This is a genomic window from Paenibacillus cremeus (genome assembly GCF_007786445.1).
Lineage (GTDB): Bacteria > Bacillota > Bacilli > Paenibacillales > NBRC-103111 > Paenibacillus_G > Paenibacillus_G cremeus.
The window spans coordinates 33917-53827 of the sequence record NZ_VNJI01000041.1; the positions used below are offsets into that span (position 1 = coordinate 33917).

The following is a 19911-nucleotide window of genomic DNA, read 5'->3' on the forward strand; positions in this document are numbered from 1 at the left end:
TCTTCGGGGCTATTGGACGTTCCTCAATGCCAGAATGCCTGGAATATATCTCCTTTAATATGATCCAATTTGACCGTCAGTCTTGCCGGCGAATCTCTTTCTCCAGAAAAAAACGAGCGCGAGTGTACAAGATCCCTTTCATTCCACGCTCATCCCACAAGATATGCATCCTCCCCAAGCCCATTCCCTTCATGGGATACTATCCGAGACCCTTAGTGAGAGGAGCATGAACATGGATGAACAACAACGACAAGCGATTGCCAACTTCCGCTATGGACTGATCGCACCGCTCGTCAGTCGGAAGCTTGAGGCTGGCGAGCAAATGGCCTTAATGCGGGAGATTGTGAGTCATGTGTATACGTATCCGAATGGAGAAGAGAAAAAATTGAGTCTGCGTACCTTGGAACGGTACGTCCAAGTCTACCGCTTAGGTGGCTGGGAATCGCTGCTGCCCACGCCCCGGGCAGATAAGCTTCAATCTCGTGAAATTTCCGATGATGTGATGCACAAAGCGATTGCACTCAAGCAAGAACATCCCGGCCGCAGTGTTCGCCAGATCATTGCGATCCTGGAATTAGCCCAGTACGTTGCTCCTGGCGTGCTAAAGGAGAGCACACTCAGCAAGCAGCTTCGTAAACGAGGCGTCACCCGGAAGCAACTCACTGAAAGTGACGGACGTTCGTTCCGCAGGTTTGAAGCGACGCACCGCAATGCCATCTGGCAAGGCGATGTGCAGCATACCTTGTATTTGCCGCATCCGGACAAGCCTGGCAAAAAGGCCATGTCTTATCTCGTTGTGTTTCTGGATGATTTTAGCCGGTTTTGTGTGCACGGGGAGTTCTACTTCGAGGAACGCGTGCCGCGATTAGAAGATTGCCTCAAGAAGGCCATTTTGAAGTGTGGGATTCCAGAAATGATCTATGTCGACAACGGTGCTATCTATTCGTCTCACCACTTCGAGCGGGTTTGTGGTCGTCTCGGTACGGACCTTCGACACTCTAAAGCCGGACGTCCCCAAGGGCGCGGCAAACAAGAAAAATTTTTTCGGTTCGTTGACCAAAGCTTTGTGCCTGAGGCCTATGATCTGATCGAGCAAGGCAAGATTCAGACCCTGACTGATTTAAACCGATTTTTTGGTGCATGGCTGGAGGTCGCCTACCACCAGAAGGTGCATAACAGCTTTAAGCAGCGCCCGATAGACCGATACCAAAAGGATGACCACCCGATTCGTACAATGCAACCGCACGAGCTGCAGAAGTGTTTCTTCTCGAGGAGACGAGAAAAGCGGATAAGACCAGTTGTATCTCCTTACTCGGCCAATTTTACGAAGTTTCATCCATACTGGCCGGGCAAAAGGTACAAGTGAGATTTGATCCGTATGATCTTAGCGAAATTCAAGTTTGGAAAGATGGAGCACGTCAAGAGAATGCGCGAGTCCTCAAGCTGCGCGATCCGAAACAACAGCAAGTGAAAGCCCCGGATGCGGAGTCCCCCGCTGTTCAGCCGACAGGACTTAATTATGTGGAACTGCTCTACGAAGAACACCGTCGTCAGATCCGTGAGTCGCAAAGCGCTGTCCTGCAAGACCTGATAAAGGGGGCTGGCAGCCATGATTCGTAGCTTCTTTGGCTGGGAGCGAACGCCGTTCACCAAAGAGATTGAACCCCGGCATTTCCATCGGTCGGAACGTTTTGAACAATGCGTGGCGCGGCTCCAATACATGGTGATGACACGCTCCATTGGATGTGTGACCGGAGAGATTGGCTGCGGGAAGTCGACGTCAATCCGTGCCTTGAAGGACCGGATTGATGCGAACAAATACCGGTTTCTCTATTTGTCCGATGCCCATTTAAAACCTCGGGATTTTTACCGGGAACTCCTGCACCAATTCGGCTCCTCACCCAAATTTCTTCGCGGAGAAGCCAAACGCCAATTTCAGCATCTGGTGTGGGATCTGTATGAGAACCAGAAGAAGATCGCCGTCGTCGTCATTGATGAAGCGCACTTGCTCTCTGGAGATATGCTGCAAGAAATTCGCTTCCTTACAAATTATCCTCAACTTTTTGTTATCCGTAAGTTTTGGTGACATCCCTTGTCGAGTGAGGGATTGAAATCGAAAACTTACGGATAATGTTTTTTAACCTCATAATGATGAAGGACATATTATGCCCGACTAAATCAATATGGGGGTTAATTCAATGAAGGAAGCACTGCTGTCTGACATTATTCAAAAGACAAGGGAAGAAGTTCAGGCCTTTGAGTATCGTTGTTCGACGATGAAACATTACGAACGGTATTGGAAAGACCTGAGCAATCATTTTGCGCGGCATGAGGCCAAAATGTATTCCGACCAGTTAGTGGATCAATACGTCAGTGACATGAAAAATCAACTGGACACTGGATTTATTAGTAATAGTAAATATAAGAACGTACGGCGGGCTGTTTATTTATTGAAGGATTATGTTAACGGGGGCAGTCTCCATTGGCGGCGAATGCAGAAACCGTGTCAACGTATCACACGGCCGGAATGGATCCAAATTTTAGCCTGCTATGCCCGTCACCTTCAAAAAAACCTAAAAAGTGTCGGAACGATTCGAACTTATCGTCGAATCGCTGAACAGTTTATCGAATATCTGGAACTCAAGGGAAGCCCGGAGGTTTCAGAAATAACGCCAAAAGACGTCAGTTCGTTTTTTCCTCATATCTCCATTCGTTATCCGAAAGGCTTACATGTCGTACTTCCCACTATTCGATCCTTTTTAACATTTCTAGAAGTAGAAAAGCTTGCGGCCCCACGATTGAGTTGGGCGGTTCCCCAATATTGCCATAGAACCATTCCTCCCGTTTCCATCGTTACGAATGAAGAAGTGAAAAAATTGTTGCAAACCATTAATAGGAATACTCCGGTGGGAAAACGTGATTATGCGGTACTTTTGCTGGCAGCCAGAACGGGTTTGAGACGTACGGATATTAGCAAAATCCGCCTTTGCGATATTAACTGGAGGAACAACTCCATTGAAGTGATTCAGGAGAAAACGGAAACTCCCGTAGCTCTCCCGTTGCTAACAGATGTTGGGAATGCGGTAGCTGATTATATTCTGAATGCGCGGCCAAAGTCAGAATCGCCATACGTATTTCTTCGTCATTGTGCACCGTATCTTCAAATGAGTAGTGCAGTCTGTTATGAGGTAACGCGAAAGGCGATGGATAGAGCCCATATTCACCAGAACGAAGGCGAACGAAAGGGACCGCATTGCCTTCGTCACGCTGTAGCCTCACAACTTTTGGAGAAGGAGACTCCCTTATCTGTTATCTCGACCATACTTGGCCATAAGAATAAGAACTCTACGAAAGTCTATCTCTCCACCGATGTGAAGAAGTTGCGGTTTTGCGCACTGGGATTGACGGGAATTGAAGTCGCGAGGGAGGAATTGAAATGATCTATAGGTTCCAAAGCGGCTTCAAATCCTACATCGAAGGTGTAATCGAGCAGAAACGTGCAGTCGGATATTCTTATGAATCACAGGCGTACATATTGTGGTGTTTTGATCGCTTTTGCTTGGAATATTGTCCGCAGGAAAAAGTCCTGACGAAAGAAGTTGCTTTACACTGGGCCAAACGTAAAGAAAACGAACATCCAAGCAGTTTGCAAGGTCGCATATCGCCTGTTCGACAATTAGCGAAATATATGAACAGCATTGGCATCGAAGCCTATATCATTCCGCAGGGGCTCCCAGGGAAGTGCCCTCGTTATGTACCGCACATTTATACCGATAATGAGCTCCATTCATTTTTTACAGAAGCCGACAAATGCAGATTGGATAAAAGAAGTCCCGCAAGGCACCTCGTGTCATCGGTTGTATTTCGTCTGATTTATTGCTGCGGGTTACGGTCTTCAGAGGCGAGGTTGTTAAAGGTTGAGGATGTAGATTTAGAAGTCGGAGCAGTAAGAATAAGGGACTCCAAAGCCAAGAATCGTACTGTCGTGATGGCTGAAGATGTTCGTCAATTATGTAAATCATTCAACGAACAAGTAGAGAAGATTTTCCCGGGGCGTGATTGGTTTTTTCCAAATCAACACGGCTCACATTACAGTTCTGATGCCTTTATCTATATGTTTCACCAGATATGGGACCGGACTGGAATAACAAATATTTGCGGGAATCCCCCTCGCGTTCACGACTTTCGTCATACGTTTTCTGTAAAGCGGCTCAATCTTTGGGTGGACGAGGGAAAGGATTTGAACGCTGTCCTTCCTTATTTGAGCATGTACCTGGGACATGCTACGCTATCCGAAACGGACTATTATCTGCATCTGGTTCACGACTTTTTTTCGGTGATTACGGAAAGAACATCCGGGAAATTCGCGCATTTGATTCCGGAGGCGGAATATGAAGGTTGATGGTGCTTTTTTCGATCACGTCAAAGGATTCCTTACTGTATACCTGCCGAAGCAAAAATGCTGCAGTAAACATACCATTAAGTCATATCGTGAGACGATTAACCTGCTCCGCATGTATTTGCTGGAAGCAAAGAAAGTACCCTTTACGAAAATTACATTTGAGTTGTTCAATTTTGATCTGGTTTGCGGCTTTCTTGACTGGCTACAGCACACCCGTGGATGTAGCGCTTCTACGCGGAACCAAAGGCTGGCCGGACTGAATGCCTTTTTTAACTATGCTGCCATACAGGATCCTGCCCTTATGGCGGTCTACATGAAGGTTAAAAAGGTTCCGGTTCAGAAAACAGGGCAACGGATAGTGAAGTACATGACGGAAGCGGCATTAAAAACAGTACTGGAGCAGCCGAATACGACCAAACGCAATGGATTACGTGATCGATTTTTCATGATCTTGTTGTATGATACAGGCGCTCGCGTACAGGAATTGCTGGATTTAAAATTGAAAGACTTCTGCTTGGAATCGACATCCACGGCCTTCGTTTATCTTACCGGCAAAGGAGACAAGACCAGAACAGTTCCAATGTTGGATAAAACGATTCGTCATCTGAATGAATACTTGGCACGGTTTCATCCGGAAGCAACGGATAGAATGGATCAGTATCTATTCTATACGGTTATTAATGGGCAGAAAGGACAGATGTCGGCGGAAAACGTCGCCAGTTTTTTAAGGCGGTATGGTAATTCTGCCCGATCAGTACTCCCTGAAGTGCCGCCACACCTACATGCCCATTTATTTCGCCATTCACGAGCTATGCACTTGTACCAGATGGGGATACCTTTATCTTACATCAAGGATTTTCTTGGTCATTCGCACATAAATACAACTACGATTTACGCATCGGCCGATCTTACCATGATGAAAGAGGCGCTTGAAAAGGTTTCTAAAAGTGGAATGGAGCAAGAACGTCCGATATGGCAAGACAATGAAGATATGATCTTATCCTTGTGCGGATTAAAGTAATCTGGACTTCAAAAAATATTATCCGTAAGTTTTCGGTTCCAATCCCCTACCATGCAAGGGATGTCTGCAAAACTTACGGATAACAAAAAGTTGAGGATAATTTGTATTATCCGTGATTACGGATAATACAAACTATAAAATGGATGCCCAAAGCCCAATGGCACTTATCCTTGTTGGTCAAACCGAGCTTTGGGACCGGCTACGTATGCAAGCTTACGCCGCTATTCGCCAGCGAATCGATTTGCAGTGCAAACTGCCGCATTTTGACCGGGCGCAGGCTGGTGATTACATAAAACGACATCTTGCCTATGCCGGCGCCGAACACGATATCTTTTCTGACGGAGCTGTTGATGAAGTTTTCCGCTTCTCCAGCGGTTCAGCCAGACTGATCAACAAAGTGTGTACCCACAGCCTAATCTATGGTGCGCAGAATAAACGTCGCATTATCGACGACCACATGGTTAAGCATGTCATCCAAGGAGAACTGTCATGATCGGGCAGTGGAATAAGATGACGTATGACAGGGATGCGGCATGTTGGGTAGTTCAACTTGTTGGTGGGGTCTACGGCCTTCATTGCGGAGAGTTTATGGAGATAAGAGTCGGAGACAGGGGAATTCCGTGCAGGCTAGAACTGGATCGCGACTGGTATGTGGTTATGAGGGAAGCCTGCTTTTATTTGAGAAAGAAAGACTATTACCAAGTTAAAATTTAACCAAAAACGGGAAAGCCTGATATTGTGGGCTTTCCCGTTGTAGTACGCCCCGCGGTCACGAACTCTGTCAACCGTTGGACAACAGATAATGTCAGCTTACAGACAGGACATAACATCAGTAACAGCACCGGATTAGAAAAGCTAGTATCGTGGATGAAGGAGCTAGAGCGGCAACATGCCAAGACCGACGTCATCTTCGGCATTGAGCCCACCGGACACTACTGGTTTACCTTGGCGGAATTTCTTCAGCATGAGGGTATTCAACTTGTTATCGTAAACCCTCATCATGTCAACAAGAGCAAAGAACTTGAGGATAATTCGCCGACGAAAAACGACTATAAGGATGCCAAGGTCATTGCAGACCTCGTTCGCAACGGCCATTATTCGGAGCCAAGGCTTCCGAAGAGCATCTATGCGGATTTACGCATCCTCATGAACCATCGAGAGAAGATCATGCTGAACCTAGGCCAAGTCCAAAGGCGCATTCAAAACTGGTTGGATCGCTTCTTCCCTGAATATCAGAAGGTGTTCACAGACTGGGAAGGCAAGGCGTCCCTCATTACACTAGCCGAATTCCCTACACCACAGGAAATCGTAGCACTTGGCTCTTTCACTATTTTGAAAAGGTGGAAACAAGACGTCAAGCGTGCGGTTGGGACGAAACGAGCGGAGAAGCTGGTTCAAGTCGCTCGCGGCTCTATCGGTCTTACTGAGGGGTTAATAGCGGCCAAGATCGAATTGAAGGATCTGCTGGAACAGTACCACTTGTTTGCCCGACAGAACGACGACATCCAGAAGCAGGTCGAAGAGCTGCTTGAGCAAATCCCTGGCACGAAAGAAATGCTCACTGTGCCAGGAATCGGAATCGTTACATTGGCTGAATTTTTGGCCGAAGTTGGTGATTTGCAAGGATATGACCATGGCCAACAAATCATACGGCTTGCAGGCTTTAATCTAAGAGAGAACAGCTCGGGTAAGAAAAAAGGCAAGTCCATAATTACGAAACGCGGACGATCCCGACTTCGAGCGCTGCTGTTCCGCGCGGTAATGCCAATGGTGGCAAAAAACGCAGAGTTTAAAGCGCTGCATCACTATTACACTAAACGTACTCAGAATCCGCTAAAGAAGAAACAATCAATCGTAGCCTTGTGTGGGAAACTCATTCGGGTATTGTACACCCTGGGGACAAAACGAATTCGTTATAACGCAATGGATGTTTTGGGGCCGGTACGCCAGTCCCAGCTTCAGATGGTAGCTTAATCAAATCTTAAACTCCATTTGCAAACCGATTCTTTGATGAACAAAGACATTAAGAGCACGGAGCAGCCGCAGATTATATTCCGTAAGGGCAGCGACCCAGTAGAGGAGCAAGAAGCGGCGTCCACCCCTTGAGAGGTAGAACGAAGCATTCCTGTAGAGCGTTAATTTTTGGCTTTGTAAAAAGAGAAGCTCCCCCGTAAGATGGAATTGTGCACAGGGTCAGTAGCCCGAATATTCCCATCTAGGAGGATGCTCTACTATGAAGTTTAAGCAAAATGACGCCCAAAATCAACGGATAGAACACATTACCAGCAATCATCTTGTTGTTGGAGTTGATATTGCCAAGGAAACTCAGGTTGCTCGTGCTGTCACCTATCGAGGTATTGAAATTGGCCGGCCCTGTTCGTTTAAAGGTAAGCGTCAAATAAGTCGGTGGATAGAAAAAAGAGCAAAACTTGTGTAAACAGAGCTTTGCTCTATTGGCAGGCTTCCTGGACTTCTGTGCTCCAGGGAAGGTAATCTTCAAGAAACTCCGGATGCTGTCCAAACTGAACCCCCGGCAATTGGCTGAAGATGAATTGAAGGTATTTAAACGGATTAAGACCATTTGCCTTAGCACTTTCGATGATGCTGTAAACGGCGGCACTCGCCGAAGCTCCTTTCGGACTTCCGCTAAAGAGCCAGTTTTTGCTCTTATGCTCTTAAGTACACTGCACGACTTACAATAGATTTCGTAATTCGATCACTTGACTCAACTTTCCGTCTGACTCATGTAGTGTGTGTACATAAATCATTTCGCCAAACTAGGAAAATACCAACTTCGATACTCTATTAGTAATACTTTCTGCGGCGGTTATACGCGAAAGTTGTGTTTAAGTACTACCATAAAATCCCAGTGACCGACATACGGCACACCAAGATTACAAACCGCGATAACCCTATTGGCCCGTCCATATGTCCTTGATGCAGTCGGGGTCTTCCCTATTAACGTCGCAAAGGTTGTACTATGTTTTTTCAACAATTGAAAGTAACCCATGCTCCTTTAATTTCTCTATCAGTGAATATAATTGCCAGACCGGCACATCTATTTTATTACTTATATCAACCAAATCATTTATTCCATCTGCATATGCAATGAAATTCATCATATCTCTTACATTATTTCTGGTTTCTTTAGTGCTTATTGTCGGATATAATCCGTATTTTCCCAACTGTGGTTCACCAAGGCAATTGATTTTATACTTTTCATTCCTTTCTAATAGCTTAATGCAATCCTTTAATAAATCATAGCTTCCAAATAATCCAGAAGGTGTGACTAAATCTAAATCATCTAATGATGTATGATATTCTGGATAAGTAGCATATTTACTTCGCATTACACTTGCAACAGGCAAATCTATACCAGGGCTACAATATTGCCTCTCATCACTGCCACGATCAAGGTAGGTATACGACACAAAGTCAGGATGTTTATATGATAAAATATTTAATGCTACTTTATCTGCTAATGAATTTCCTTCTCTTGAAGGTAAATAAGAATAGGTTCTATCATCACCTACGCAAGTAATGTTAAAACCAGCAATAATATTTTTTTTCATTATGTTTAAATTATTGCTTAGGTATGTTATAGATCCTATAGTCTCTGGTATAAAAACAATTCGATAGGTATATTTCCTTGATGTATTAATTATCCATTTCGCTAGATATGTTGTAACCACAGGACCAGATAACTCATTATTTGCCATAGATGGGTGGCATATATAGGTAGACAAAAATATTTCTTCTTCCGTTTCCCCAGGTATTAGTAGTTCTCCATATGTTAAGTGACCATCTTTCAATTCACTGTCAATATAAACTCTATATTTCCCCTTTTTTAACTGATTCCTTTGTTTTTGGGAAATACAAAAGCCCCATCGTTCTCTATAATAAGAAGTTATATAAGGAATAGCATCCGGTTGTTGTTCTAGTGAATAAAGATGCTCTTGAAGTTCATCTAATTCTAAATATTTATCCACAGGTACAGAATAACCTAAAACATGAAGATTGTTTTTTTTAAAATCAATGATTTTATTTCCTTCTTCATCAAGAATATATGCATCCTTAATATTCCATTCTTTTGGTACAGTCCAGTCAAAAACTTTCGTACCGCTCGGTACTTCGAAAATTTTGATAGGTATATCTTTCTGAATTATTTTTAGTGTTTCTCTTACACCATCCCCTGTAATACTTCTACAAATTGGGAACAAACGATTCAAAAAATCATACATGTGATTTCCACTTATTATGGAATTATTTATTTCAATGTTATTTTCTTTTAATATCATTCTGTCACCTAGTTTCTTAAGAATTTGATTTTACAATTAGTGGATGTATCACTTCTATAACCCTTTTCGCACCTCTTCCATCTACCAAATCAAAAATTGCATCATTGTAGCAATTAGGTTGATCCATTAAATGTATTATTTCTTTATTTAAATCGTTATACTCAATTTGGGGATGTTTACCGATATACGAAATCCCTAGGGTCAAAAAATATTTGCAAGCAATGTCCTGGTTATCTGCTATACTGAAAATAATTGGCATTGTTCTTTGTGATAAGACTTCATAAATGGTGCTTCCCCCTGCGGTTATTACCACAATAGATTCCCTAATGTAATCACATAAACTTACAGGTTTATGGATTAGTTCTGTCTTTTCATCTTTTATCTGCTCCAAATTATATATTAAATCTTGCTCATACCCTGGTCCTATAACAATTCGTTTCATATAGGGTAATTGTCTTATACTATTTAATATATGAAAGGAGATATTAAAGGGATCTGTACCGCCAGTCGTAATTAATATACCGTTCTTATGTTCATATTTTTCATTTTCATATTTACTTCTTTTCCAATACTCTTCTTTCATCACTAGATACTTAGGTCCCAAAAGATAGAGACTATTATTGTTTGTTTTGTATTGTAATTCTCCCGCATGAATATTTCCATTTAACACTATATCAGGAATAGTAGAATCATATAGATCGTTATTATCATCAAAAATCATTAGTTTAGATATTTTTTTTACTTTTATAAGATAATCATTTTTAGCCAAATAAGTATCTAGAATAAACAGTTGAGGATTTAAAGTTTCAATGATTTCGATATCATTTTCGAAAGAATTACTTATTATATAATCAATTTCTGAATAAATTAACTGATCCATCAACTGGCTATTAATAATAAATACAACATTTAATTTATTATCATAATTTAAAAATGCTTTTGCTAATGAAACCGACCTAAAGAAGTGACCATAACCTATTCCATGCCCACCTAATGTTCTAAATACAATAGTTTTCAATTCAAATAACTCCAATCAACGGGTGTCCCTCTCTTGATATCTTTAGATGCCTTTTTTCCTAAAACTTCATTATAATATCTTGGGTGAAGACCATAGCCTGGTCTTACAGATTTCATATTTTTTTCAGTAATTTGTTCACCTTCCTTTATATCAGCAGAAAAAAATAATGATCTTGAAAAACTCCTGCTTTTAACACTTTTTTCACTCAAATCATAATTCACTTTTCCTAGAGCTTGTTCCAAATTTCTAATTTCTTGAACCATTTCTTTAAATTCATTTATTTCCATAGAGAACGAAGCATCTGGCCCACCAATATTTCTGTCTAAAATTATATGTTTCTCAATGACTTTTGCTCCTAGAGCTACTGCACCCAGTGCAACTGTGCTTCCCATTGAATGATCCGATAAACCTACCTCTACATCAAAAGTTTCCTTCATATTCGGAATAGTTAGAATATTCATTTCTTGAAATGGAGCTGGATAAGAACTTGTACATTTTAGAAGTGTAATTCTTTGGTTACCCTCTGCCTTACAAGCATCAACAGCTTCTTTAATTTCACTAATCGTTGCAACTCCTGTTGATATAATAATAGGTTTTGCCTTGGAAGCAATATATTTAATTAAGGGTATATCCGTAATTTCAAAAGAAGCCACCTTATATACTGGACAGTTAAGGCTTTCAAGTAGGTCAACAGCACTTTTATCAAAGGGAGAGGAAAAAATAGTAATTCCAATCTCTTTTGCAAATTCAAAAAGCTCTTTATGCCATTCCCATGGAGTGTACGCCTCTTTGTATAACTTATATAAGGTAGTTCCATCCCAAACTGTACCTTGATTTATTTGAAAATACTCGTTATCACAATCCAAAGTGATAGTATCCGGTGTATATGTCTGAATTTTCACGGCATCTGCACCAGCCTTCTTAGCAGCATATATCGTTTTCTTTGCTATCTCAATATCATGTCCATGGTTTGCTGATACTTCGGCAATTATATTAACGTTCTCTTTAAACATCTAATAAAACCTCTCTTTTTTAATATTACTGACTTTGAGAATAAAACACGTTTATCTCAGATTCCTCTTTCATTATATATCCTGCTCTAATAAAAGCTTTTATTGAAGCAATATTACAAGACTTAACCTTACCAATTAATAGACAATTTATGTATCGATCCTTTATTAATTTCAGTAAAGCGGTAGCATAACCTTGCCCACGATGTTCTCTTGATATACTATAATTTATAATAAAGGAATTACTCTCATTATTTTCCAATCTTATCATTCCAACTTTTTTATTGTTGGCCTCAAAAATATAAAAATATGAATCATTTGAAGCCAACTTATTACTAAACCAACTAACATGTTCATCATAATTTAATTCGTTGGAATTAAAAGAATTTTCTCTTACGGTTTTATCATTAGCCCATTCAAATATTAAATCGCATTCTTCGAGGGTAACGTTTCTTAATTTGTAATCCACCTTAATTTCCATTTATTAACCTCTTAAGTTTTTTTGGGCTACATCACTGTTTAGTGATATAATGTGCGGGTTTTTCCTAAAAAACACTAACAAATCCGTATATGAATAATTATTAACGTTTATTGATTCCAGCGTCCTCTTAATTACCTCAAAATCCTCAGTAGTATCAAGTGTACATCTTATGTAAGAATTATCCTCGTCATCAAGATACTGTTCTATTTTAAATAACTGATCATTCTCATAAATATAAGGTGTAACATGCTCTCTTTGGTAATTTTCACTTGCCTTATTGAAAGAAGTTTCTAATACTTGAAAACTAAAAATCTCACAATCAAGTCCTCTAGGATAAGTTCTTGTAATAGTGTTACTTAAATAATCACATGTAGTCGTTTTAAATATTCTAATCATATTATCCATCACTTCAGCGTCAATCAAAGGACAATCAGATGTTACTCTTACTATGACTTCAGCATTATTCTCTTTTGCTGCAAAGTAATATCTTGATAAAACATCATCTTCAGAACCTTTGAAATATTTCACTCCAAGTCTCGTTGCTTCCACAGCTATAATGTTATCTTCTTCTTTAGGTGTTGTAGCTATAACTATCTCATCAACTTCTCTTGATTTTTTTAACCTGTCCACAACATGCTCTAAAACAGTTTTATCTGCGATTCGTTTCATAACCTTTCCGGGTAATCGAGTAGAACCCATCCTGGCTTGGATTATCACTACTACTTTCAAAACCATCACTACTTTCTATAATAACTAATAATTTTGTAAAATCCATTTATCACGTCTCTAATATCATCGTTTGACATAGCAGGGAATAACGGAACAGAAAGCATACAATTATATAAATCTTCAGCATTAGGACAAAGTCCTTTTTCATATCCTAACTTTTGATAATATGGATGCCAATACACAGGTATATAGTGTACATGCACACCTATATTTTCCGCTATTAATGCCTGAAATATTTCCTTTCTATCTGCTTTTAATTTTGGCAAATCAAGCTTTAATACATACAAATGATTTACTGTATCCGAGAACCCCTCGTTTTTTTGTAAAATTACACCATCAAGATTTGTAAATGCTTCATTATAAATGTTAACGATCTCTTTCCTTCTGGAAATAAACCAATCTAATTTCTTCATCTGGCTAATCCCTAAAGCACACTGAAAATCAGTAATACGGTAATTAAACCCTAAATCAAGTTGCTCATAGTACCAACCGCCACCATCTTTATTTTCAAGTTGATTAACGTCCCTAGTTATAAAATGAGATCTAAAGTTGGTAAGCTTAGTATAATACTCCTTATTATTAGTAGTAATAATTCCACCTTCACCAGTTGTGATGGTTTTTACTGGATGGAAGCTAAATTCAGTCATATCTACCAAGCCGCCAACTCGTTTTTCTTTGTACTTAGTTCCAAGAGCATGCGCCGAATCTTCAATAATGACTATTTCCGTTCCTTTAACTAAATTTTTTAATGCATCAATATCGACTGCTTGACCTGTATAATCTACTGGAATAATTGCTTTAGTTTTTTTTGTTATTTTTTTTGCAATATCATCAATATTTATATTAAAGTTATCTTTATTAATATCTGCAAAGACAGGAGTCCCTCCTAAATAAAGAACACAATTAGAAGATGCTGCAAAAGTGATAGGTGTTGTTATTACTTCGTCCCCAGGCTGAATCCCTGCAGCGAAACATGCTCCGTGTAAAGCAGCTGTCCCATTAGCAAATGCGACTGCATATTTGGCACCTACATAATCTGCAATCACTTCTTCAAATTTTTTAGCCATCGGTCCTGTTGTCAAAAAATCACTTTTTAAAACTTCACTTACTGCTCTACAGTCGTTATCATCTATATATTGTTTCGCGTATGGTAAAGGATTACTTCTAATAGGAGTACCGCCTAGAATAGCTGGTAACATTGTTAATTTCCTCCGGTATTCAAAAATTGTTTTTATCTCTTTTTTATTAATTAAAATAGTTGATTAGATCACGTTATTAAAGAAAGCTAAAAGTTTTTTTCAAATTGACTATAAAATGCCCTGATGCATTATTTCCGATAGTTATGAGACAATTTTCATTGCATGTTACCCCAAACAATTCTATTCACATAATCTGTGTATGATAAAATAATTCTTACTACTTTTTCTGATACATTGGGCATAGTATAATCCCCTACAAACCTTAGTGTATCTTTTTCTTGTGTTTCTAGGATTTCTAATCCTTGCAAAATCCTTTCTTTTTTCAAGCCTACCATCATTACCGATGCCTCTTCCATTGATTCTGGTCTTTCATGAGCTTGTCTTATATTAAGCGCTTTAAATCCAAGGATTGATGACTCTTCGCTGATAGTACCACTATCACTAAGGACAGCTTTAGCATTAAGTTGCAGTTTGATATAATCATTAAACCCTACAGGTTTCATCGTTTTTACCAACGGATTAAACTCTATACCTTTTGCTTTGATTTTATTCATAGTTCTTGGATGGGCACTTACAATCACAGGCATATTAAATTTTATTGCTATAGCATTTAAGCTATCAACTAGATCTAAAAAGTTTATCTCTGAATTAATATTTTCTTCTCTGTGGGTCGATACCACAAAAAATTTTCTTTCTTCAAGATCTAATCTAACTAATACATCTGATTTTTCGATGTCCTCTCTTCTAGAATTGATTACCTCTAACATTGGACTCCCAGTTTTAATAATTCTATCCGCAGGTAACCCTTCTCTTAACAAATACTCTCTTGCGATATCACTGTAAGTTAGATTGATATCAGATATATGATCAACAATTTTCCTATTTGTTTCTTCTGGTACTCTTTGATCAAAGCATCTATTACCTGCTTCCATATGGAAGATAGGAATATGCCTTTTTTTTGCCGCTATGGAACATAAGCAACTGTTAGTATCTCCAAGCACCAAGAAAGCATCTGGTTTTACTTCTTCAAGAATAGGATCGATTTTCATTAATATATTTCCGATGGTCTCTATAGCTGTGCCAACAGCTGCATTAAGGAAATAGTCCGGTTGCTTTAAGTTGAAATCATTAAAGAACACTTCGTTTAGCTCGTAATCATAATTCTGCCCTGTGTGGACAAGTATATGCTCTATCGCTTCCGATTCTTCTAGTTTATTTATAATAGCTGACAATCTTATAATCTCTGGTCTTGTACCAACGACAGTTATTACTTTTAGTTTTTTCATAATTTCTAAACCTCCAGATGGTAAGTATCTGGCTCTTTAGAATTAAAGGGTTCGTTAGCCCACATAATTGTAACCATATCTGTATCACCAAGGTTTTCAATGTTGTGAGTATAGCCAGTTGGAATATCTATTACTTCCATTTTTGCCCCACTTACAAAATATTCAATGACTTCTTGACAATCAATTTTCCTAAAACGAATTACACCTGTACCACTTACCACAAGAAATTTTTCATTTTTAGTGTGATGCCAGTGGTTCCCTTTTGTTACCCTCGGTTTTGATACATTTATAGATACTTGTCCTCTATCGGTCGTTTTAATAAACTCTGTAAAGGATCCACGATGATCACAATTCATTTTTAGGTTATAAGAAAAACTATCTTCTGGTAAATAACTTAAGTATGTACTATATAGTTTTTTAGAAAACTCATTCGACATGTCGGGTACACTTAAATCTATTCTACTTTCTTTAAAGCTTCTAATTAATTCGACTACTTTGCCTAGTGTTACAGAATAACTAGTAGGCACATTACAATAATCTCCAATAATCGTCGGCGAACCTTCCATCGCCTTAATGAACTCATTAACAACATCATCGATATAACATAAGTTAAGTTCTTTTTTGGGGTCATCTATCTTAATATCTAAATCTCTTGCAATATTATGACAAAACGTTGCAATTACACTATTATAATTAGGTTTACACCATTTACCGAAAATATTAGAAAGGCGATATACTAAAACTTTAGCTCCATCTTCCTTATTGATAGCAAATAATAAATCCTCTGCTGCTTTCTTACTCTTTCCATAAGCATTGTTCTTCTCCGCCTGAATGGATGAGGTTAATAAAATAGGTGACGTATTACCGTAGGATTTAAGTAATTTCAATAATTCAGAAGTGGAACCATAGTTCTCATCCATAAACTCTTTATCATCATTAGGTCTATTAACTCCAGCTAAATGAAATACAAACTGGCACTCACTTACATATTTTCTAAATAGTATAATACTAGTCTCTCTTGTAACTTCCAAAATATCAGAGTAGCCCCTATTTTTCAGTTCAGCAATTAAATTTTTACCTAAGAAACCTTTTGCACCTGTGACGAGTATTTTCATTCATCTATTCCAGCCTTTCAACTCTTCTCTTATATAGTCAAGTTTAAGTAACTTCTTAACAATTTGATCTTTATTAAGCAATTCAGTATTGTGCGAGTTATATTCCTGTTCACCTGATAATTGTTTATCTCCTTCTATAAAATACTTGTCATAATTTAGGTCCCTTTGGTCGGCTGGTACTCTAAAAAACTCCCCCATATCCTCCGCTACTACGTGTTCTTCTCTAGTAAGAAGAGTTTCATATAATTTTTCACCGTGACGTGTACCTATAATTTTAATATCATTATCTGCATTAAATAATTCCTTTAAAGCTTTGGCTAGTTCTCCAACTGTACATGCTGGAGCCTTTTGAACCATAATATCTCCGGCCTGAGCATTTTCAAATGCAAAAATAACTAACTCTACAGCTTCTTCCAAGCTCATTAGAAATCTTGTCATATTTGGGTCGGTTACTGTTAGAGGTTGTCCACTTTTTATTTGTTGTACGAATAGAGGGATAACTGAACCACGCGAGGCCATGACATTCCCGTATCTCGTACCACAAATTAGTGTTTTATCAGATGATACGGTTTTCGATTTAGCTATATAAACCTTTTCCATCATCGCCTTTGATATACCCATCGCATTAATTGGATAGGCAGCCTTATCCGTTGAAAGGCAAATCACCTTTTTTATACCATATTCAATTGCGGCTGTTAATACATTATCAGTACCAATCACATTTGTCTTCACTGCTTCTAACGGAAAAAACTCACAAGATGGAACTTGTTTCAATGCTGCTGCATGGAAAATATAATCTACACCATGCATAGCATTTTTCAAACTTGAAAGATCCCTTACATCGCCCAAATAAAATTTCAATTTTCCGTTTTTATACATTTTACGCATATCATCTTGTTTTTTTTCATCACGTGAAAATATTCGAATTTCTCTAATTTCTGTATCTAAAAATCTATTCATTACAGCATTACCGAAAGAACCTGTTCCACCTGTTATTAATAAAGTTTTATTATTGAACATAATTATTTCTCCTCATCTAATAACATGTATTATTAAAGTTTTTGCGAATAAAGATAAAGATAATTTTAGAAACTGAAGTGACGATAATATGTACTACTACACCATTATTTGTTTTATTCAATTATCTTATATTCCTCAAATCATCATGCAATAGCATTAATTTTCAAATCTTTATTTTTTAATTATTTCTTCTAAATTAACTCGTTCAAATACTTCTAATTTTCCGTCTCTCGTAGCATTTTTAATGCAAATATTTTTTTGTTGTGCATAATCTTTTGCGGCTTGATATGCTAATGTAGTTCTAGGATTGAACACTGAATTTGTTGTATTCATTATATATTGCCCTTCATTAATTTCAGCAACTCCTTTAAAATAACTAGATTTCAGTGTTAAGTCTACTTTTACAACACCATTTTCTACGTATTGAGTGTATTGATGATCTACTCCTATCAAGTAAATTTCTTTAAATCCCATATAAACAGCTAATTGAATCATTTCATATGTTATTGTTGCACCAGAGTAAGCCCGCTTAGAAAAATTATTGGAAAATTTTGGTAGTTTATTAGAATTTTCGTTTTGAAGAAAATGAATTCCCCATACTTTAGGAATGAAATAAAAATATACACTTGTATTTCCTATAATTTCTTTGGGATAATCATTGGTACATCGTAAATTTAAAAAACTCATTTTTGATGAATTAATAACTTCAACGAAATCTTGTTTTACTGCTTTAGCAAAGTTCGGATCTGCAGAGCAATAGTATGTTGGTCTCCACTTTGTTTGGTTATAAATACCATATATTCTATTGGACGCAAATGTAACCTCGGTCGATATTTTTTCGAGATCTTCAACTGTTAAACTAGGACCATTTCCAATAATAAAACATCGTTCACCTTGATGAATATTTTCTAATTTTTTAATTTCTTTATGTGTATTTATTTTTTTAAATTTAATAAGAAATATTTCAATAAAATCCATAGAATGTATAAGTATATCTTTTGGAAAATGATATACATACCGTAATAGTTTGATTTTCTTCAACTTTTTTCTAGCATTTAAGTATAACTTGCTACTTTTCATATTAATTTCACCCCACGAGTTACTTTCTTATCTTATTTTAAAAAACACGATTAATTTGATTCCGAAATATTTTTAATTTACATTAAATCCGAAGATTGGTTATTTTAATGGTTTATTAAATCTTCAATATCTCTCATAAATTTTTGATCTAATTCTTTTATTTTTTTTCTAGAATCATAAGTCTCTGAAAATCTGACACTCATTATCGTTTTTGCGATTTCAGCCGGATTATAATTATCAAAATAAATTATTGTATCTCCAATTTTAGATTTTTCTAAAGCACTTATACGTACCGAGACAACACGAAGTCCATTAGCCATATAGGATAGTATCTTTGATGGAAATGATGTATTACTATATGTTGAATTAGGAAACTGTGTACTTAAACCAATATCACATTTTTGAAGGAATTCAATATATTGTTGACCTCGTAACAATCCATCATATGAAATAGTACATTTTGTATTTGTTGATATTTCTTCTATTTTTTTTACTAAATTTTCTATCTCATTTTCGCTTCCGAATCCAATAATATGCATGCGGTAATTTTCAGAAAGGTAAGCTGCTGCTGCGGTAGCAGCAATGGCTCCTCCTTTTGCAGCATTAAGTGTACCTGCATAAATAACATGTATTTTTCCGTCGTTAAACTTGCTATTCCGATCTTCTTCTAATTGATATGTTCCATAAATAATAGTACTGGGTTTATTAGTTAGATTTAGCTTCTCATTAAGAAGCTCAGTAGGGAAAATAAATTTGTCAGCTTTAGAGAATATCTTATATTCACTTTTCTTTATATGACTAGAATAAGACATTACATCCTGATAAATTTCTTCGACTTCTAAAATAATATTAAAACCTTTTATTTTTTTCGCAAGACGTACGGCATTCTGTAGTCCTAATGAGTGATAAACCAAAATCTCCTCGCACTTTTTCACATTCATTAGAAGATAAATAAACAAAAACATATTTCCAGCAAACAGACTGAAAGCTTTTTGAAAAATATTACCCCAAGGAAATGTTGGAAATAGTTTCAAATAAGTATAATCGTTTATTTTTATTTTTTTTCCTCTGTAAAAACTTTTATTATTTGTTCTACTAGGTGAGACTATTATAACCTTATATCCAATTTTATTAAGGGCTGAACAAATATAATCCATTTTATTAGTTGCAGCCAGAGAATAACCACGATTTTCTTTATTGTTTTCATTGATGTCGTAAAATCCTACATATTTAATTTGTTTTTGCATTAAAT

General features: G+C 37.7%; 19 protein-coding genes and 3 pseudogenes. 10 read left to right on the forward strand and 12 right to left on the reverse strand.

The annotated features are described in order from the left end of the window. Positions 1-232: 232 nt before the first annotated feature. The 10 genes and pseudogenes from FPZ49_RS25025 to FPZ49_RS25070 all read left to right on the forward strand — a co-directional run. Positions 233-1366 carry a DDE-type integrase/transposase/recombinase gene (locus tag FPZ49_RS25025; RefSeq protein WP_186446079.1) on the forward strand — a complete coding sequence of 378 codons (1134 nt, stop codon included), beginning with the start codon at positions 233-235 and terminating at the stop codon, positions 1364-1366. Then, complete coding sequence (locus FPZ49_RS25030; protein ID WP_144852320.1) at positions 1258-1620, forward strand: Mu transposase C-terminal domain-containing protein; 363 nt, start codon at positions 1258-1260, stop codon at positions 1618-1620. The genes FPZ49_RS25025 and FPZ49_RS25030 overlap by 109 nt, the downstream gene beginning before the upstream one ends. After that, the gene (locus FPZ49_RS25035) at positions 1610-2086 is read left to right on the forward strand and encodes an ExeA family protein (protein ID WP_144852322.1); all 477 of its coding nucleotides are present in this window, start codon (positions 1610-1612) and stop codon (positions 2084-2086) included. Before FPZ49_RS25030 ends, FPZ49_RS25035 begins: the two co-directional genes overlap by 11 nt. 112 nt (positions 2087-2198) lie before the next feature. Continuing rightward, positions 2199-3440 (forward strand): site-specific integrase, encoded by a 1242-nt coding sequence (locus FPZ49_RS25040; protein WP_186446080.1) that lies wholly within the window; start codon positions 2199-2201, stop codon positions 3438-3440. Next, the gene (locus FPZ49_RS25045; protein WP_144852327.1) at positions 3437-4402 is read left to right on the forward strand and encodes a tyrosine-type recombinase/integrase; all 966 of its coding nucleotides are present in this window, start codon (positions 3437-3439) and stop codon (positions 4400-4402) included. The genes FPZ49_RS25040 and FPZ49_RS25045 overlap by 4 nt, the downstream gene beginning before the upstream one ends. Further along, positions 4392-5423, forward strand: coding sequence for a tyrosine-type recombinase/integrase (locus tag FPZ49_RS25050; protein WP_144852330.1), 1032 nt, complete (start codon positions 4392-4394; stop codon positions 5421-5423). The genes FPZ49_RS25045 and FPZ49_RS25050 overlap by 11 nt, the downstream gene beginning before the upstream one ends. 130 nt (positions 5424-5553) lie before the next feature. Further along, a pseudogene (locus tag FPZ49_RS36980) lies at positions 5554-5916 on the forward strand (ExeA family protein); the annotation flags it as partial. Next, positions 5913-6137 carry a DUF5348 domain-containing protein gene (locus FPZ49_RS25060; protein WP_144852333.1) on the forward strand — a complete coding sequence of 75 codons (225 nt, stop codon included), beginning with the start codon at positions 5913-5915 and terminating at the stop codon, positions 6135-6137. The pseudogene FPZ49_RS36980 and the gene FPZ49_RS25060, both read left to right, overlap by 4 nt. A gap of 24 nt (positions 6138-6161) precedes the next feature. Next, positions 6162-7397, forward strand: coding sequence for an IS110 family transposase (locus FPZ49_RS25065; RefSeq protein ID WP_261381605.1), 1236 nt, complete (start codon positions 6162-6164; stop codon positions 7395-7397). Between the two features lie 259 nt (positions 7398-7656). After that, positions 7657-7839, forward strand: a pseudogene (locus FPZ49_RS25070) (IS110 family transposase); the annotation flags it as partial. 34 nt (positions 7840-7873) lie between these two features. On the opposite strand, the pseudogene FPZ49_RS25075 reads toward FPZ49_RS25070, so the two are convergent. From FPZ49_RS25075 to FPZ49_RS25130, 12 genes and pseudogenes are all read right to left on the reverse strand, one after another. Next, positions 7874-8086 (reverse strand): annotated as a pseudogene (locus FPZ49_RS25075) (transposase domain-containing protein); the annotation flags it as partial. Between the two features lie 315 nt (positions 8087-8401). Then, complete coding sequence (locus tag FPZ49_RS25080; protein WP_222429964.1) at positions 8402-9721, reverse strand: DUF4910 domain-containing protein; 1320 nt, start codon at positions 9719-9721, stop codon at positions 8402-8404. A 16-nt stretch (positions 9722-9737) separates the two neighbouring features. Beyond that, a complete protein-coding gene (locus FPZ49_RS25085) occupies positions 9738-10739 on the reverse strand; it encodes a PseG/SpsG family protein (RefSeq protein ID WP_144852336.1) in 1002 nt (333 codons plus the stop codon). Further along, positions 10736-11752 (reverse strand): pseudaminic acid synthase, encoded by a 1017-nt coding sequence (pseI, locus tag FPZ49_RS25090; RefSeq protein ID WP_144852339.1) that lies wholly within the window; start codon positions 11750-11752, stop codon positions 10736-10738. Before pseI ends, FPZ49_RS25085 begins: the two co-directional genes overlap by 4 nt. Before the next feature lie 25 nt (positions 11753-11777). Further along, positions 11778-12230 carry a GNAT family N-acetyltransferase gene (locus tag FPZ49_RS25095; RefSeq protein ID WP_144852342.1) on the reverse strand — a complete coding sequence of 151 codons (453 nt, stop codon included), beginning with the start codon at positions 12228-12230 and terminating at the stop codon, positions 11778-11780. A 3-nt stretch (positions 12231-12233) separates the two neighbouring features. Then, on the reverse strand, positions 12234-12959 hold the full coding sequence (locus FPZ49_RS25100) for a cytidylyltransferase domain-containing protein (protein WP_144852344.1): 726 nt from the start codon (positions 12957-12959) through the stop codon (positions 12234-12236). 8 nt (positions 12960-12967) lie between these two features. Beyond that, the gene (pseC, locus tag FPZ49_RS25105; RefSeq protein WP_144852347.1) at positions 12968-14158 is read right to left on the reverse strand and encodes a UDP-4-amino-4,6-dideoxy-N-acetyl-beta-L-altrosamine transaminase; all 1191 of its coding nucleotides are present in this window, start codon (positions 14156-14158) and stop codon (positions 12968-12970) included. Between the two features lie 155 nt (positions 14159-14313). Next, on the reverse strand, positions 14314-15444 hold the full coding sequence (gene wecB, locus FPZ49_RS25110; RefSeq protein WP_144852350.1) for a non-hydrolyzing UDP-N-acetylglucosamine 2-epimerase: 1131 nt from the start codon (positions 15442-15444) through the stop codon (positions 14314-14316). Between the two features lie 5 nt (positions 15445-15449). Beyond that, positions 15450-16559 carry a capsular polysaccharide biosynthesis protein CapF gene (locus tag FPZ49_RS25115; RefSeq protein WP_144852352.1) on the reverse strand — a complete coding sequence of 370 codons (1110 nt, stop codon included), beginning with the start codon at positions 16557-16559 and terminating at the stop codon, positions 15450-15452. After that, the gene (locus FPZ49_RS25120) at positions 16560-17579 is read right to left on the reverse strand and encodes a polysaccharide biosynthesis protein (protein ID WP_144852354.1); all 1020 of its coding nucleotides are present in this window, start codon (positions 17577-17579) and stop codon (positions 16560-16562) included. A gap of 171 nt (positions 17580-17750) precedes the next feature. Beyond that, a complete protein-coding gene (locus tag FPZ49_RS25125; RefSeq protein ID WP_144852355.1) occupies positions 17751-18659 on the reverse strand; it encodes a 6-hydroxymethylpterin diphosphokinase MptE-like protein in 909 nt (302 codons plus the stop codon). Between the two features lie 104 nt (positions 18660-18763). Beyond that, a complete protein-coding gene (locus FPZ49_RS25130) occupies positions 18764-19906 on the reverse strand; it encodes a glycosyltransferase (protein ID WP_144852357.1) in 1143 nt (380 codons plus the stop codon). Between the last annotated feature and the right edge of the window lie 5 nt (positions 19907-19911).